Source organism: Burkholderia sp. D-99 (genome assembly GCF_011605345.1).
Classification (GTDB): domain Bacteria; phylum Pseudomonadota; class Gammaproteobacteria; order Burkholderiales; family Burkholderiaceae; genus Burkholderia.
Map to the genome: position 1 here is coordinate 1,018,017 of NZ_JAAOXM010000002.1, position 15,207 is coordinate 1,033,223.

A 15,207-nucleotide genomic window follows, 5' to 3' on the forward strand; every position below is an offset into this window, starting at 1 on the left:
CGTCGTACTTCTAGCCCGACCATCTGCGACGGAGATTTCAAGCTGAAGCCGCATTGCTATTGAACCGCGCGACTCAATAGACCCTATCAAGTGACGCAAAAGAGGTCACTTTTTTGCCAGCCTCCCCCACCCCCACCCATCATCCAACCCCAATAAATCCCCTTGACGACCTATCTTTCGATATATATCTTTAGATATGTTTTTCGACATATAGGACACGATCATGCGACACAACCCTTCCCGCGGCCATGCCCGATGCGACGGTCATGGTGCGCATGCCCGCCCTGACTGGTTCGCCGGCCTCTGGTACGCGATCGGCCGTCACCGTCGCGGCCACGATCCGTTTGGTGGCGGCGGCCCGTTCGGTGGCCGTGGCGGGCGCGGCGGCTTTGGCGATTTCGGTGACGACGGCATGCCCCGCGGCCGCCAGTTCAGCTCCGACGATCTCCAACTCCTGTTGCTGGCGCTCGTCGCCGAGCAGCCGAGCCACGGCTACGAGCTGATCAAGGCGCTCGACACGCGTTCGAACGGTTTCTACAGCCCGAGCCCCGGCATGGTGTATCCGGCGCTCACGTATCTCGAAGAAGTCGGCTTCGTCGCGTCGCAGGCGGAAGGCAACCGCAAGCGCTATGCACTGACCGACGCCGGCCGCGCGCATCTCGACGCCCAACGCGAACGGGTCGACACGCTGTTCGCACGCCTCACGCACCTCGCACGCAAGATGGAGTTCATGCGCCGTGCGTTCGCCGGGGAATCGGCAGGCAACGAAACGCAGGACGAAGCGCAAGCAGGCTGGCTGCCGGAGTTCGTCGAGGCACGCGTCGCGCTCAAGCGCGCGCTGCTGCACAAGAGCGCCGCCGGCCCCGACGAACAGCGCCGCATCGCGGCCATCATGCGCCGCGCGACGGCCGAAATCGAAGGCGTCACCGGCGCGTAATCCGCGCCGCCCCGTCAAAACCCCAGGAGAACGGATTGATGCAGAACACATCCGAGCGCACCGTCACCCGCGTGCGCCACACCCTCAAGTTCCGCTTGCTGCAGGTCCTGCGCGTGCACGCCGTGACGCCGCACCTGCTGCGCGTCACGCTCGGCGGCCCCGATCTCGCGGATTTCGAATCCGCGTCGTTCGACGATCACGTGAAGGTATTTTTCCCGCCGCCCGGCGCAGAACGGCCCGCGATGCCGACGCTCGGCGCGAACGGTCCCGAGTTTCCGGAAGGCGAACCGAAGCCGGTCGCGCGCGACTTCACGCCGCGCCGCTTCGACCGCGCCGCCCGCGAGCTCGATCTGGAATTCGTGCTGAACCACCCGGGCCCTGCGTCGCAGTGGGCCGCACAGGCACGCGTCGGCCAATGGCTCGGCATCGGCGGCCCGCGCGGTTCGTTCGTCATCCCGACCGGTTTCGACTGGCACCTGCTGATCGGCGACGATACGGCGCTGCCGGCGGTCGCGCGGCGTCTAGAGGAATTGCCGGCCGGTGCGCGCGTGGCCGTCGTGCTGGAAGTCGCGGATCGCACCGCACAGATCGCGTTCGACACGCACGCCGACGTGCATGAAATCTGGCGCTTCCGCGCCGAAGCCGACGCGGCGGACGGCGACCTGCTGCTGAATGCCGTGCGCGACCTGCCGCTGCCGCCGTCAGGCGACGGCTACGTGTGGGCGGCGGGCGAAGCGCTGTCGATGCGCGCGGTACGCCAGCACCTGACCGGCGAGCGCGGCGTCGACAAATCGCGCATCCGCGCGGCGGCCTACTGGAAGCGCGGCGCGGCGGCCGTGCACGAAACGCTGGAAGACTGAAGGAGGCGGGTACCCGGCCAAGGGGTACCCGGTTGACCGGCGGCCGACACAATCGTGGCGTCGGCGCACCAGCGGGCTTGGCACCGCTATCGCGGCTGGTATATATCTGTGGGTGCGACGCCGCTGTCGGGCGACAGCCGCCGCAGCCCGCCCAGGAGCGCCCGGTCATGACAAAAGAAAGCCACGCTTCGCCTTTCGTTCGCAACCTGAAGATCGCCGGCTATTGCGGCCTGGCCGCGGTGGTACTCGCGCTGTTCGTCGCGATGTGCGCGATCCTGAAGGAAAGCGCACTCGACCGCGACGCCGCGCAACACCCGGCCGATACCCCCGAACTGCACGACGCGGGCGGTGGGCCGTCCGCATCGGCTGAATCGGCCAAGACACCCGGCTGACGGCGTCCTGCCCGATCTCCTGCCGCTCACGGCGCGTGCCGGCGCCCCATCACGACTGCATGCACCGAATCGCCGAGCCGTTCGAGCAGCGCGATCACGCGTTGTCCGTACAGGTGCGCGGCCAGCGCGCCGGCCGTGCCGACCAGCACGCCGCCCGCCATGTCGAACGGCCAGTGCACGCCCGCATAGATACGTCCCCATGCAATCGCCGCGGCCATCGCGGCCATCACGCCCCCGGTGAGCCGGGTCGTGCCGCCGAGCATCAGCCCGGCTGCCATGCTCCACGCGAATGTCATGTGATCGCTCGGAAACGAGCTGTCCGGCGCGTGCGGAATCAGTTGCGTGCCGACGCCGGCCATGAACGGGCGCGGCGAGAACCAGAAATGTCCGATGACCTGCGCGAGCGCGAGCGCCACGCACACGCCGACGCCGGCTTCGATCGCCTGGCGCCGCGTCGGGCGCGCACCGAAGATCCAGGTCAGCAGCAGCATCGCGGGCAACGCATAGACGAGCCAGTCGGCGGCGAAGATGGCGAGGCGGGCGACGCCCGGCTGCGGCGCAACCCCGGCGTTGATGGCGGAAAAGAGGGTGAGATTGAGGGTCTGCATGAATCCGGTTGCGTGGGGCGTAAAAAAAGTCGGCCGGTTGCCCGGCCTGATACGAACGATGCTAGGGCGCAGCCGCTTAAGCGATGCTTAATGCGGCGGCCGCACGCGGCGAAGGCCGCCGCGGCGAACGCACTTGGAGCCTGCACCGCAGCACAAGTTCACACAATTGTCATATTCCCGCGCGACCGTTTCCCGGAAAGGCTCACCTGACGTCCCGTAAAGACTCACCTTTTTCACATCGTGACGTCATCGACGCGTGCGAACATCGGGACGCCGGGTGCCGTCCAGACCGTTTGCGTCATTCATCTCAATATTTACGCCGCGAATTCTACGAAATCGGCAACAATTAATTCCAAATGCGGCATCGCACAACGGCAACGCACAGGCATAGGATTACGAGCTTACGAGCACTCACCCACGAAGCGATCAACAACAAGGAGTCCGCATGAAACCCAGCGATGTCCGATCGAAAGCGTTTGCGATGCCGTTGACCAGCCCTGCCTTCCCGATGGGCCCTTACCGTTTCGTCGATCGTGAGTTCCTGATCATCACGTATCGCACCGATCCGGACCGTCTCCGCGAAATCGTCCCCGAGCCGCTGCAGGTTACCGAGCCGCTCGTTCATTACGAATTCATTCGCATGGCCGATTCGACCGGCTTCGGCGATTACACCGAAAGCGGCCAGGTGATTCCCGTCGAATACGACGGCCAGCCGGGCGGCTATACGCTCGCGATGTATCTCGACGATCACCCGCCGATCGCCGGCGGCCGCGAACTGTGGGGCTTCCCGAAGAAGCTCGCGTCGCCCACGCTGCACGTGAACACCGACCACCTGCTCGGCACGCTCGACTACGGCAAGGTGCGCGTCGCGACCGGCACGATGGGCTACAAGCACAAGGAACTCGACATCGACGAGCAGACGAAGCGTCTCGCCGGTCCCAATTTCCTGCTGAAGATCATCCCGCACGTCGACGGCACCGCGCGCGTGTGCGAACTGGTGCGCTACTACATGCAGGACATCAAGATGAAGGGCGCGTGGACGGGCCCCGCATCGCTCGAGCTGGCGCCGCACGCACTCGCGCCGGTAGCCGATTTGCCCGTGCTCGAAATCGTCGAAGCCCGCCACCTGGTCGCAGATTTGACACTGGGCCTCGGCGAAGTCGTCTACGATTACCTGGCTCAGTAACACGTCCGCAGTCCTTTCTCCCTGTCAATCCTTTCACCACGGGAATTCGAACATGAGCAACCTGAATGGCAAGACCGCAGTCGTCACGGGCGCTGCGAGCGGCATCGGCAAGGAAATCGCACTCGAGCTCGCGAAGGCGGGCGCGGCCGTCGCGATCGCCGACCTGAACCAGGACGGCGCGAACGCCGTTGCCGACGAGATCGTCAAGGCGGGTGGCAAGGCGATCGGCGTCGCAATGGACGTGACGAACGAGGAAGCCGTGAACAGCGGCATCGACAAGGTGGCCGAAACGTTCGGCTCGGTCGACATCCTCGTGTCGAACGCGGGCATCCAGATCGTCAACCCGATCGAGAACTACTCGTTCTCCGACTGGAAGAAGATGCAGGCGATCCACGTCGACGGCGCGTTCCTGACGACCAAGGCCGCGCTCAAGCACATGTACAAGGACGATCGCGGCGGTGTGGTGATCTACATGGGTTCGGTGCATTCGCACGAAGCGTCGCCGCTGAAGTCGGCATACGTGACGGCCAAGCACGGGCTGCTCGGCCTGGCGCGCGTGCTGGCGAAGGAAGGCGCGAAGCACAACGTGCGCTCGCACGTCGTGTGTCCGGGTTTCGTGCGCACGCCGCTGGTGGACAAGCAGATTCCGGAGCAGGCGAAGGAGCTCGGGATCAGCGAAGACGAAGTCGTGAAGAAGGTGATGCTCGGCAATACGGTCGACGGTGTGTTCACGACCGTTCAGGACGTCGCGCAGACGGTGCTGTTCCTGTCAGCATTCCCGAGCGCCGCGCTCACGGGCCAGTCGTTCATCGTCAGCCACGGCTGGTTCATGCAATGAAGCCGCACGCCCGCACCGAAAAGCAGGCCGTCGATGCGGCGGACCTGCATCACGAAGCCGGCGCACCGGCCCCCGCGCGCACGCTGCCGTACGAAACGATCGCGCTCGTCCTGCAAGGCGGGGGCGCGCTCGGCGCGTATCAGGCCGGCGTGTTCGAAGGGCTGCACGAAGCGGGCGTTCCGCTCGACTGGATCGCGGGCATCTCGATCGGCGCGCTCAACACCGCGCTGATCGCGGGCAATGCGCCCGAGCATCGCGTCGAGCGGCTGCGCGAGTTCTGGGAAACGATCTGCAAGCCGGCGTTCTTCCCGACGGTTCCGGCCGCATTCGAGTTCGCGCTGTTCAACAGCATCGACCAGGTCCGCACGTTCTTCACCGCGTCGCAGGCCGCGAGCGCGATGATGCAGGGCCAGCAGGGCTTCTTCGTGCCGCGTTTCCCGCCGCCGCTGCCGGGCGTGTCGGATCACCCGGAGAAAATCAGCTGGTACGACACGTCGCAATTGCGCGCGACGCTGCTGAAGCTGTGCGATTTCGACCGGATCAATTCGGGCGAAACGCGCGTGTCGGTCGGCGCGGTCAACGTCGGCACCGGCAACTTCGTGTACTTCGACAACTCGCGCATCCGTCTCGCGCCCGAGCATTTCATGGCGTCCGGCGCGCTGCCGCCCGCGTTCCCGCCGGTCGAAATCGACGGCGAGTACTACTGGGACGGCGGTGTCGTGTCGAACACGCCGCTGATGGAGGTGCTCCGCGCACGGCCGCGCCGCGACACGCTCGCGTTCCAGGTCGACCTGTGGAGCGCGCGCGGGCCGCTGCCGCGGACGATGGCCGACGTCGCCGAGCGCACGAAGGACGTGCAGTATTCGAGCCGTACACGTTTCGTGACCGACACGCTGCAGCGCGAACAGCGCTATCGCAACGTGCTGCGCCACGTGCTCGAGCAGGTGCCGGAAGAACAGCGCAAGGCGGATCCCTGGTGCGTCGAGGCCGATGCGATGTCGTCCAGCAAGAAGTACAACATCCAGCACCTGATCTACCAGCAGAAGGCGTACGAGCATCACTACAAGGACTATCAGTTCGGTCTGTCGACGATGCGTGACCACTGGTCCGCGGGTCTCGACGACATCCGCAAGACGCTCGCAGTCAAGGACGGCCTTGCGCTGCCCAACAACGACTCGGGCTTCGTGACGCACGACATTCACCGCAAACGGTAATGCCGTGCGCGACGGATCGGCGCGATGCATGCGCCGGTCCGTCCTCTTCTCCGATCAGACATGCCGATTTTCATTGCACTGTTCGCGCTCATCGCTGCCGGATGGGGCGCGGTTCACCTGTTTCACGTCATCGCCGCGCAGTTCGGCCAGCCGGTCGCGATCGCGGCCGCCGTGCTCGCCGCCGCGATCCTGATCGCGCTGGTCGCCTGGTGGATCAAGCGCCGCCGCGACATCGCGCCGAATACAAAGGAAGAAGGCTGGACCCACGTCGTGCATCGCGCGTGGGGCGAGCTGCGCGTGTCCGCGACGCAGGGGCTGCTGTGGCTGTCGCACGACGGCGCGGACGGCCGCTATACGCTGTCGCAGCTCGACGGCTGCCAGGCCGCGCCGATCGGCGGCCGCTGGCATCTCGTCGTGCGCGTGCGCGATGCCGTGCGCAGCGAATGGAAGCTGCCGATGATGGACAAGCGCGATGCGCAACGCTGGGCGCGCGTGCTGACGCTCGCGAAGGACAACCGGCTTTAAAGCGCCATGCGGCGGATGTGCAGATGCGGCCGGCACGAACGACCGGTCGCACCGACGTTCCCGCATGCCGGCGCACTATCGCGCCTTCAGCGCCCACAACGCATCGAGCACGTGCTGTGTCGCCCGCTCGACCGGCCCCGCCCGATGGGCGATACCCAGTTCACGCCACAACGCCGGGCGCAACGCCCGCATGACGATGCGTGCATCGGGTAGCGGGGCACCCGCCTCGTGCGGCAGCAGCGTCGCGCCGTAACCCGCGGCGACCAGGCTCTTGATCGCATCGTTGTAGTTGAGTTCGATCCGCGGCTCCGGCCGGTGGCCGCCGAGCGCGAACCATTCCGTCGTGAGCCGTGACAGGCGGGTGGTTGCATCGTTGAGAATCAGCGGGCGGGCGGCCAGATAGCCGGGCGTGACGCGCGCCGGAAGCGGCCAGTCGGCCGGCAGAAACGCCATCACCGGATCACGCCGCCACGCGCGGATCGATAGTCCTGCAACCGCTGTCTGCGGCAGCGCCACCAGTCCGATATCGAGCGTGCCCTGCGCAATGCGCGCCAGCGTGTCGTGCGACGTGAGCACCGCGATCTGCACGTCGATGTCCGGATGCTGCTCGCGCAACCGGGCCACCGCCTGCGGCAACAGGTGCGCGATCGCCCCGGTCGATGCACCGAGGCGTACGCGTCCGGTCAACCCCTGCACCTGGCGCTGCACATCGTCCAACGTGGACTCGACCTCGGCCAGCAGGCGGCGCGCCCGCTCGACCAGCACCTCACCGATGGGCGACGGCCGCACGTTTCCGCGCGTACGGGACAGCAGCGGCGCGCCGATGCGGCTTTCCAGCTCGGCAACGTGAAGGCTGACGGTCGGTGGCGCAAGGTGAAGCAGTTGCGCTGCGGCGACAAAGGACCCTTGGTCCGCGATTGCGACCAGCGTGCGCAGGCGGTCCAGGCTGATCTCACGCATTCCCTACCTCTCGTTCAAGAAAACTGAATCTGGCGGTCAGTAAATTCAACTTTTCCTATTCTAGGCGTTCGGCGGACGATACGGCTTTCCCGACGACCGAATCGAAGGAACGCGACCACCATGAGCCAGCCCACTGTCTACATCGACGGCGATCAAGGCACGACCGGATTGCTGATCCACGAACGCCTGCGCGGGCGTGACGACCTGCAGCTCGTCACGCTGCCGGAGGCCGAGCGCAAGGATCCCGTGCGGCGCGCCGAAGCGATCAACGCAGCCGACATCGCGATCCTGTGCCTGCCCGACGCGGCCGCGCGCGAAGCGGTCGGCTTCATCCGGAATCCGGCGGTACGCGTGATCGACGCGAGTTCGGCCCATCGCACGCAGCCGGAATGGGTCTACGGCTTTCCGGAGATGGCCGACGGGCACGCACAGGTGATTGCGCACGCACGGCGTGTCACCAATCCGGGCTGCTACCCGACCGGCGCGATCGGGCTGCTGCGGCCGCTGCAACAGGCCGGCCTGCTGCCGCGCGACTACCCGGTGAGCATTCATGCCGTCTCCGGCTACTCGGGCGGCGGGCGGGCTGCCGTCGACGCATTCGAGTCGGACGGTGCTTCACACGCGAAACCGCTGCAGATCTACGGCCTCGCCCTCGCGCACAAGCATCCGCCCGAGATCCAGCTGCATGCCGGTCTTGCGCACCGCCCAATGTTCGTGCCAGCGTACGGTGCCTATCGGCAAGGCATCGTGCTCACCGTGCCGATCGAGTTGCGCCTGCTCCCTGCCGGCGTGACCGGTGAGCAGCTGCATGCGTGTCTCGCGCACCATTACGCCGGCGCACGTCACGTCGACGTCACCCCGCTCGCCGAGACGCAAACGATCACGCATCTCGATCCGCAAGCGCTGAACGGCACCAATGACATGCGGCTCGGCGTGTTCGTCAATGCCGACAACGACCAGGTGCTGCTGTCCGCCGTGTTCGATAATCTCGGCAAAGGGGCATCCGGCGCAGCGGTGCAGAATCTCGACCTGATGCTCGGCGCGGCAAAAGCGGCGTAAGCCGCGTGCGGGCACCAGCGTCGGCCGGCCCGGCACATCGCGACCGCGATGCGTTGGTGCCTGTTCGACGCGACCGGCTCGCGACGCGGTTGCGAGCCGGAAACGGGGCCTGCCGATGTTGCGCACATGCCCCCCCGTAAAAGCTCACCTTTAGCCGGTTTCAGGCCGTCTCGTCGCCCGCTGCGGCATTCAAACCGGCCAGCGCTTCCACCAGAAAATCCACGCATACGCGCACTTTCGCCGACGCCGCGACGCGTTCCGGATACACGGCCCAGATGTTCGCGGGCTGGATCGCGTCCGGCAGCACGCGACACAGCGCACCGCGTTCGATCAGCGGCGCGGCTTCCCAGATCGAACGCAACACGATGCCGCGCCCGGCCAGCGCCCATTGCACGGCCACCTCGCCATGGTTCGTCGACAGCGCGCCGCCGACCTTCACCGTGGCCGTTTCGCCGCGCACGTTCAGCCGCCACACGCCGAACGGGTGATCGCGCTCCTTGATGGCAAGACAGTCGTGCGACGCGAGATCCGCGAGCGAGCGCGGTGACCCGCGCCGTGCGAGATAGTCGGGCGATGCACACAGCACGCGGTAATTCGCGGCGAGGCGGCGCGCGATCAGGTGATCGGCGATCTCGTCGCCAATGCGCACGTCGAGGTCGTAGCCTTCGCCCACGACGTCGACGAGCCGGTCGAACAGATCGAGCCGCACGTTCAGTTGCGGATAGCGCGCGGTGAAGTCGAGCAGCGCCGGCGCGACGATGTGCCGGCCGAAGCCGAAGCTGCTCGAAATGCGCAGCGTGCCGCGCGGCACCGTGCGCGTGGTCGAGACGTCCTCGACGAGATGATCGACGTCGTCGAGGATCTTCTCGGCGCGCGCGAACACGCGTTCGCCGGCTTCCGTGACCGTCACGCGGCGTGTCGAGCGATGCAGCAGGCGCGTGCCGAGCTGCGCCTCGAGCAACGCGATGCGCTTGCTGACATAGGCGGGCGACACCGCGAGCTGCTCGGCGGCCGCGCTGAAGCTGGTCAGGCGGACGACCAGGCTGAACACGCGCAGGTCGTCGAGATTCGGCGATTTGTTCACGATTCGTGGAAAGTCGATTTACCTTTCGCGCGATTTTAATCCGGATGGAAATAAATAGAATGACGTGACGCGCCGCTGCCTCTCCCCGCGGCCGGCCCACCAGCCAAGGAGCTTTGCATGACCGACAGGACCTACAGAATTGCCGTGATCCCCGGCGACGGCATCGGCCGTGAAGTGATGCCCGAGGGCCTGCGCGCACTCGATGCCGTGACCGCGCGCTTCGGGATCCGCTTCGACTTCGTCCAGATCGACTGGGCGAGCTGCGACTACTACACGCAGCACGGCAAGATGATGCCGGACGACTGGAAGGCGCAGTTGTCGGGCATGGACGCGATCCTGTTCGGCGCGGTCGGCTGGCCCGCGACGGTGCCCGATCACATTTCGCTGTGGGGCTCGCTGCTGAAATTCCGCCGCGAGTTCGACCAGTACATCAACCTGCGGCCCGCGCGCCTGTTCGACGGTGTGCCGTCGCCGCTCGCCGGCCGCCGCGCGGGCGACATCGACTTCATGATCGTGCGCGAGAACACCGAGGGCGAGTATTCGTCGGTCGGCGGCACGATGTTCGAAGGCACCGATCGCGAGATCGTCATGCAGCAGTCGATCTTCACGCGTCACGGCACCGAGCGCGTGCTGAAATTCGCGTTCGACCTCGCGCAGCGGCGCGCGAAGCGCCTCACCGTCGCGACGAAGAGCAACGGCATCGCGATCAGCATGCCGTGGTGGGACGCGCGCGCGGCCGAGATGGCCGAACGCTATCCCGACATCGCCGTCGACAAGCAGCACATCGACATCCTGTGCGCGCGTTTCGTGCTGCAGCCGGACCGCTTCGACGTCGTCGTTGCGTCGAACCTGTTCGGCGACATCCTGTCGGATCTCGGGCCCGCCTGTACGGGCACGATCGGCATCGCGCCATCGGCCAACCTGAACCCCGACCGCACGTTTCCGTCGCTGTTCGAGCCCGTGCACGGCTCCGCGCCCGACATCGCGGGGCAATACATCGCGAATCCGGTCGCGATGATCTGGTCGGCGGCCTTGATGCTCGACTTCCTCGGCAACGGCGCAGGCCGCGAACGCGAAGCGCACGATGCGATCGTCGCCGCGATCGAGGACGTGCTGCGCACGGGGCCGTATACGCGCGATCTCGGCGGCAACGCGGGGACGCAGGAAGTGGGCGAGGCGATCGCCGCGCGAATCGCGGGCTGACGATCACGCCCGGCGCAATCGCACGCGCCGGGCAGTGTCGGCACGAATCGGGGTGCGGTGTGCAGCACGCCATGCGTTGGCGCACGCGTGCGAATTCCTGCGCGTGCCTGGTGAAATCGAGCGGTGAGCAACGCCGCATCGCAACGCGCACGGCTCGCGCGATCCGTCGTCGACGTCGACACGATCGGTGAGTTGCACGTCACGCGCGAGCACACCGATCGTCAACCCACCGCCGGCCCCGATCGATCGGTGAGATGCATCACGCGGTGAAGCACACCGTTGCATACCGATACGCGCATCACGAGATCCCGATGCGTATGGCGCGTCCGCGTTGCCCGGTACGATGCCGCGTCGAACGGCTCGAAGCACACAGTCCGACGCGACATTTCACCTGGTCCCGAAAAATCTCACCTTCAGCGCATCGACTCCCGAATTTCCTCACCGTTGAAGCCCGGCAATGCGTTCGACGATCCATCGAGTCGACGTGCGCGTCACAGCCCGAGATCGGACAGCCCGGGATGATCGTCCGGACGACGACCGAGCGGCCAGTGATAGAGACGGTCCTGCTCGCGAATCGGCAGGTCGTTGATGCTCGCGTGACGATGCGCCATCAGGCCGTTTTCGTCGAACTCCCAGTTTTCGTTGCCGTACGAACGGAACCAGTTGCCGGCGTCGTCGTGCCATTCGTATGCAAAGCGCACCGCAATGCGATTGCCGTCGAACGCCCACAACTCCTTGATCAGCCGGTAGTCGAGCTCGCGCGTCCACTTGCGCTGCAGCAGCCCGACGATTGCGTCGCGGCCGGTCACGAATTCCGCACGGTTGCGCCATCGGCTTTGCGGCGTATAGGCGAGCGACACGCGCTGCGGGTCGCGCGTGTTCCACCCGTCCTCGGCGGCGCGCACCTTCTGGCGCGCCGTTTCGAGCGTGAAGGGCGGAACGGGCGGACGGACTTCGGGGGATGCGGACATGGATTGCTCCTGTTCAGGTTCTGGCCACGGACGACCGCGGCCGGTTCGGATTCGCTGCGTCGACTATCGTGATACCGCGTCGAGCAGCAGTTCGGCCGTCGCGCGCGCATCGCGCGCGGCGTTTGCATCGCCGCTGACGAGCGCCACGCCGATTGCGCCGTCGATCAGCACGAGCCACTGACGCGCGATGCGTGCGAGCCCGCGGCGCTCAATGCCGGTTTCATCGGCATACGCATCGAACCGCTCACGCACGAACGCCAGCAAGCGCGCCTTGTGCGCGCGTGCGACGACGCGCACGGGATCGTCGGCATCGGGAATCTCGCCCGATGCGTTCAGGAACGCGCAGCCGTGAAAGTCGGGCTGCCCGAACCAGTCGCGCAGCACCTCGAACATGCCGAGCAACTGCACGCGCGGTGCCTTGCCGCGCGCCAGCGTGGCGTCGACGAACCAGCGCATCCAGCGCTCGTCGCGACGTTCGAGCGCGGCCACCACCAGCGCCTCTTTCGATTCGAAATGCGAATAAAAGCTCTTTCGCGCCGCGCCGGATCGCTTGACGATCGCATCGACACCGGTTGCATGGATGCCGCCCGAGTAGATCAGCGCTTCGGCTGCATCGAGCAGCCGGTCGCGAACGCCCGGTTCGCCGGAAGGGTCGTGATGTGTGTTCATGGGTTTACGGTAGAACGATCGTTCTCCATCGTCAACACCTGCATGAAAAAGCCCTGTCGACGAGAGGGCTGAATCGCGACCTGGCCGCGGGACGCGGCCGCCGCGTTTACGACATTTTTTCTTGAAGCGGACGCGCGACGCTCACTACACTTCGGGCACCCTGTCTGGGCGAAAGGACATCATGCAGCGACCGGAAACCGCGCGCCCCGCGCGCGCCTATGCGGCTTATGCCAAGCGGCTCGATGGCCGCGTCGTGGTGCGGCGCTTCGACCCGCGCAACGATTCGTACGACACGTTGACCGCGCTGCTGCATCGCGCCTTCGCACCGCTCGGCGCACTGGGCTTCAACTGCCCGTGCGTCGATCAGCCAGCTTCGGCGACACGCGAACGCGTGCTCACCGGCGAGTGCTTCGTTGCGCTCGGCAACGCGCACCTGGTCGCGACGATGACGATGCGTTCGCACGATCCCGATTCCCGCTGCGATCCTTATCGCAGCCGGCACGTCGCGACGCTCGGCCAGCTGGCCGTCGATCCCGTCTGGCAGGATCGCGGCATCGGCCGTTCGCTGCTCGCATTCGCGCAACGGCGGGCCGCCGCGTGCGGCGCGACACACCTGGCGCTCGACGCACCGTACGCGGCGGTCCGGCTCATCGATTTCTATCGTCGCGAGGGATTTCAACCGGTCGACGTGATGCGCTTTCCGGGACACAACTACGACAGCACGATCCTGTGCAAATCCGTCAGCGTCATGAACGGCCGCATCGTTGCCGGCGATTCGACGCAGATCGACGTTGCTCGACATGCCGGTGCCGCCTCGTGAAACACGATATGCCGAAACGCGAAGGCGGCGACGATCACACCCGGCTCGCCGTCCGGCAGGCACGCGTGCGCGCGGCGCTGCGGCTGCGCGGCGTGTTGAAGCTGACGGTCCTCACGATCGCGATCGCGCACGCGTTGGCATTCGCGTTCGAAAGCCTGCTGGTCGTGGCCGGCTTCGCGCCGGACGCCGCAGCAGTGCTGCTGTTCCGTTTCGTGACCTGCGCGCTCGTCAGCTTCTGGCTGCAAGCGGATGCGTTGCGCGCGTATCAATACGCGGCGCAACACGGGTTCGTCATCGCGCCCGGTTCGCACGGCGGCCCGGTCGACGTTGCGCCGCAGTGTCCGAAGCGCTGGCTCGTCGTGTTGAGTCTTCAACTCGACCCACGAGGGTTGAACGGTGAGCGGATCAAGTAGCCGTCTGCGCACCGAGCGACGTCGAATGATGTCGATCGCTTCACGCATGGGTGAGTCGCAACGAGGCGCGTGGGCTCACGGTTGATGCCACGGTTCGGCACGGCATCGCATGGGGCGCATCGCGAATGATCACGTGGCAATGTAAGCAGGGAAGTGCCTGGAAGAGGAGGAGCAGGTGTCAGGCGGCGGGATGGCAAGACGGTGGGACGGCGTGATGGCGGGACGACGGGAACCGAGGCGACTGCCGACAGGTGAAGTGAACGTGCGATTGCAGGTCACCGATGTGCGATCGTGTCGCGATTCGGCACGCAAACACAGCTCCCGAATAATCTCACCTTGAGCCCGGATTCGCGCGTTTCGGCCTCGAAAACGCAGACGTAAACGAAAGCGGGGCAGGCGGCGAACACGCCGCACTGCCCCGCGGCACTCAGGCCGTCCAGTCGAGAATCACCTTGCCGCTCTCGCCTGACAGCATCGCAGCGAAGCCTTTCTCGTAATCGTCGGCCGCGAAGCGATGCGTGATGATCGGCGACAGGTCGAGGCCGCTCTGCAGCATCGCGACCATCTTGTACCAGGTCTCGAACATCTCGCGGCCGTAGATGCCCTTGATCTCGAGCCCCTTGAAGATCACCTGGTTCCAGTCGATCGCCGTCTGCGCCGGCGGAATGCCGAGCAGCGCGACCTTGCCGCCGTGGTTCATTGCCTCGAGCATGCTCGTGAACGCGCTCGGCACGCCCGACATTTCGAGGCCGACGTCGAAGCCTTCAGTCATGTGCAGGTCGGCCATCACGTCGCGCAGCGATTCGCGTGCGACGTTGACCGCACGCGTCGCGCCCATCTTGCGCGCGAGTTCCAGCCGGTAGTCGTTGATGTCGGTGATCACGACGTTGCGCGCGCCGACGTGCTTCGCGATCGCGACGGCCATGATGCCGATCGGGCCCGCGCCGGTGATCAGGACGTCCTCGCCGACGAGGTTGAACGACAGCGCCGTGTGCGTCGCGTTGCCGAACGGATCGAAGATCGACGCGAGATCGTCGGAGATCTCGGGCGGGATCTTGAACGCGTTGAATGCCGGAATCGCCAGATACTCGGCGAACGCGCCTTCGCGGTTCACGCCAACGCCAACCGTGTTGCGGCACAGATGCCGGCGCCCCGCGCGACAGTTGCGGCAGAAACCGCACGTGATATGGCCTTCGCCGGACACGCGATCGCCGATCGCGAAGCCGCGCACTTCCTGCCCCATCTCGACGATCTCGCCGACATATTCGTGACCGACGTGCATCGGTACGGGAATCGTCTTCTGCGCCCAGTCGTCCCACTTCCAGATATGGATGTCGGTGCCGCAGATCGCCGTGCGGCGGATCTTGATCAGCACGTCGTTGTGGCCGACTTCTGGACGCTTCACGCGCGTGAGCGTGAGGCCGGGGCCGCGTTCGAGTTTTGCCAGTGCTTTCATGGTCGCGCCTCC

At 66.0% G+C, this 15,207-nt stretch carries 17 protein-coding genes; 11 read left to right on the top strand and 6 right to left on the bottom strand.

All coding sequences use genetic code 11. The features are described from left to right. Positions 1–223: 223 nt before the first annotated feature. The 3 genes from HAV18_RS11795 to HAV18_RS11805 all read left to right on the top strand — a co-directional run bounded on the left by HAV18_RS11795 (position 224) and on the right by HAV18_RS11805 (position 2,189). Positions 224–937, top strand: coding sequence for a PadR family transcriptional regulator (locus tag HAV18_RS11795; protein WP_166955747.1), 714 nt, complete (start codon positions 224–226; stop codon positions 935–937). A 38-nt stretch (positions 938–975) separates the two neighbouring features. Next, complete coding sequence (locus HAV18_RS11800; protein WP_166955749.1) at positions 976–1,797, top strand: siderophore-interacting protein; 822 nt, start codon at positions 976–978, stop codon at positions 1,795–1,797. Positions 1,798–1,964: 167 nt separating this feature from the next. Then, entirely contained in the window at positions 1,965–2,189 is a 225-nt protein-coding gene (locus HAV18_RS11805) for a hypothetical protein (RefSeq protein ID WP_166955750.1), read from the top strand. 26 nt (positions 2,190–2,215) lie between these two features. Here the strand turns inward: HAV18_RS11805 and HAV18_RS11810 are convergent, their stop codons facing one another. Further along, the gene (locus HAV18_RS11810) at positions 2,216–2,797 is read right to left on the bottom strand and encodes an undecaprenyl-diphosphatase (protein WP_166955751.1); all 582 of its coding nucleotides are present in this window, start codon (positions 2,795–2,797) and stop codon (positions 2,216–2,218) included. A gap of 445 nt (positions 2,798–3,242) precedes the next feature. On the opposite strand from HAV18_RS11810, the gene HAV18_RS11815 reads away from it, so the two are divergent. From HAV18_RS11815 to HAV18_RS11830, 4 genes are read left to right on the top strand one after another with little or no spacing between them, the layout of a single operon-like run. Next, complete coding sequence (locus HAV18_RS11815) at positions 3,243–3,983, top strand: acetoacetate decarboxylase (RefSeq protein ID WP_166955753.1); 741 nt, start codon at positions 3,243–3,245, stop codon at positions 3,981–3,983. 52 nt (positions 3,984–4,035) lie between these two features. After that, positions 4,036–4,821 carry a 3-hydroxybutyrate dehydrogenase gene (locus HAV18_RS11820; RefSeq protein ID WP_166955754.1) on the top strand — a complete coding sequence of 262 codons (786 nt, stop codon included), beginning with the start codon at positions 4,036–4,038 and terminating at the stop codon, positions 4,819–4,821. Beyond that, complete coding sequence (locus HAV18_RS11825; protein WP_166955755.1) at positions 4,818–6,035, top strand: patatin-like phospholipase family protein; 1,218 nt, start codon at positions 4,818–4,820, stop codon at positions 6,033–6,035. Before HAV18_RS11820 ends, HAV18_RS11825 begins: the two co-directional genes overlap by 4 nt. Before the next feature lie 60 nt (positions 6,036–6,095). After that, positions 6,096–6,560, top strand: a complete 465-nt coding sequence (locus HAV18_RS11830) for a hypothetical protein (protein WP_069250367.1) — start codon at positions 6,096–6,098, stop codon at positions 6,558–6,560. A 75-nt stretch (positions 6,561–6,635) separates the two neighbouring features. Here HAV18_RS11830 and HAV18_RS11835 read toward each other — a convergent pair whose 3' ends face one another. Next, positions 6,636–7,520, bottom strand: coding sequence for a LysR family transcriptional regulator (locus HAV18_RS11835; protein WP_166955756.1), 885 nt, complete (start codon positions 7,518–7,520; stop codon positions 6,636–6,638). Positions 7,521–7,640: 120 nt separating this feature from the next. Here HAV18_RS11835 and argC point away from each other — a divergent pair, with 120 nt between their 5' ends. After that, positions 7,641–8,579 (top strand): N-acetyl-gamma-glutamyl-phosphate reductase, encoded by a 939-nt coding sequence (gene argC, locus HAV18_RS11840; protein WP_166955757.1) that lies wholly within the window; start codon positions 7,641–7,643, stop codon positions 8,577–8,579. Between the two features lie 160 nt (positions 8,580–8,739). Here argC and HAV18_RS11845 read toward each other — a convergent pair whose 3' ends face one another. Then, complete coding sequence (locus HAV18_RS11845; protein WP_166955758.1) at positions 8,740–9,663, bottom strand: LysR substrate-binding domain-containing protein; 924 nt, start codon at positions 9,661–9,663, stop codon at positions 8,740–8,742. A 117-nt stretch (positions 9,664–9,780) separates the two neighbouring features. Between HAV18_RS11845 and HAV18_RS11850 the strand changes: the two genes are divergently transcribed. Beyond that, entirely contained in the window at positions 9,781–10,866 is a 1,086-nt protein-coding gene (locus HAV18_RS11850; RefSeq protein WP_166955759.1) for a tartrate dehydrogenase, read from the top strand. Between the two features lie 491 nt (positions 10,867–11,357). Here HAV18_RS11850 and HAV18_RS11855 read toward each other — a convergent pair whose 3' ends face one another. Together HAV18_RS11855 and HAV18_RS11860 are read right to left on the bottom strand one after the other, a co-directional pair. After that, entirely contained in the window at positions 11,358–11,837 is a 480-nt protein-coding gene (locus HAV18_RS11855) for a nuclear transport factor 2 family protein (RefSeq protein WP_166955760.1), read from the bottom strand. Between the two features lie 63 nt (positions 11,838–11,900). Next, entirely contained in the window at positions 11,901–12,506 is a 606-nt protein-coding gene (locus HAV18_RS11860; protein ID WP_166955761.1) for a TetR/AcrR family transcriptional regulator, read from the bottom strand. 181 nt (positions 12,507–12,687) lie between these two features. On the opposite strand from HAV18_RS11860, the gene HAV18_RS11865 reads away from it, so the two are divergent. Beyond that, positions 12,688–13,326: a GNAT family N-acetyltransferase gene (locus HAV18_RS11865; RefSeq protein ID WP_166955763.1), complete on the top strand. Its 639-nt coding sequence runs from the start codon at positions 12,688–12,690 to the stop codon at positions 13,324–13,326. Beyond that, a complete protein-coding gene (locus HAV18_RS11870) occupies positions 13,323–13,739 on the top strand; it encodes a hypothetical protein (protein ID WP_347814749.1) in 417 nt (138 codons plus the stop codon). Before HAV18_RS11865 ends, HAV18_RS11870 begins: the two co-directional genes overlap by 4 nt. A 427-nt stretch (positions 13,740–14,166) precedes the next feature. Here the strand turns inward: HAV18_RS11870 and tdh are convergent, their stop codons facing one another. Continuing rightward, positions 14,167–15,195: an L-threonine 3-dehydrogenase gene (tdh, locus tag HAV18_RS11875; RefSeq protein WP_047902093.1), complete on the bottom strand. Its 1,029-nt coding sequence runs from the start codon at positions 15,193–15,195 to the stop codon at positions 14,167–14,169. Between the last annotated feature and the right edge of the window lie 12 nt (positions 15,196–15,207).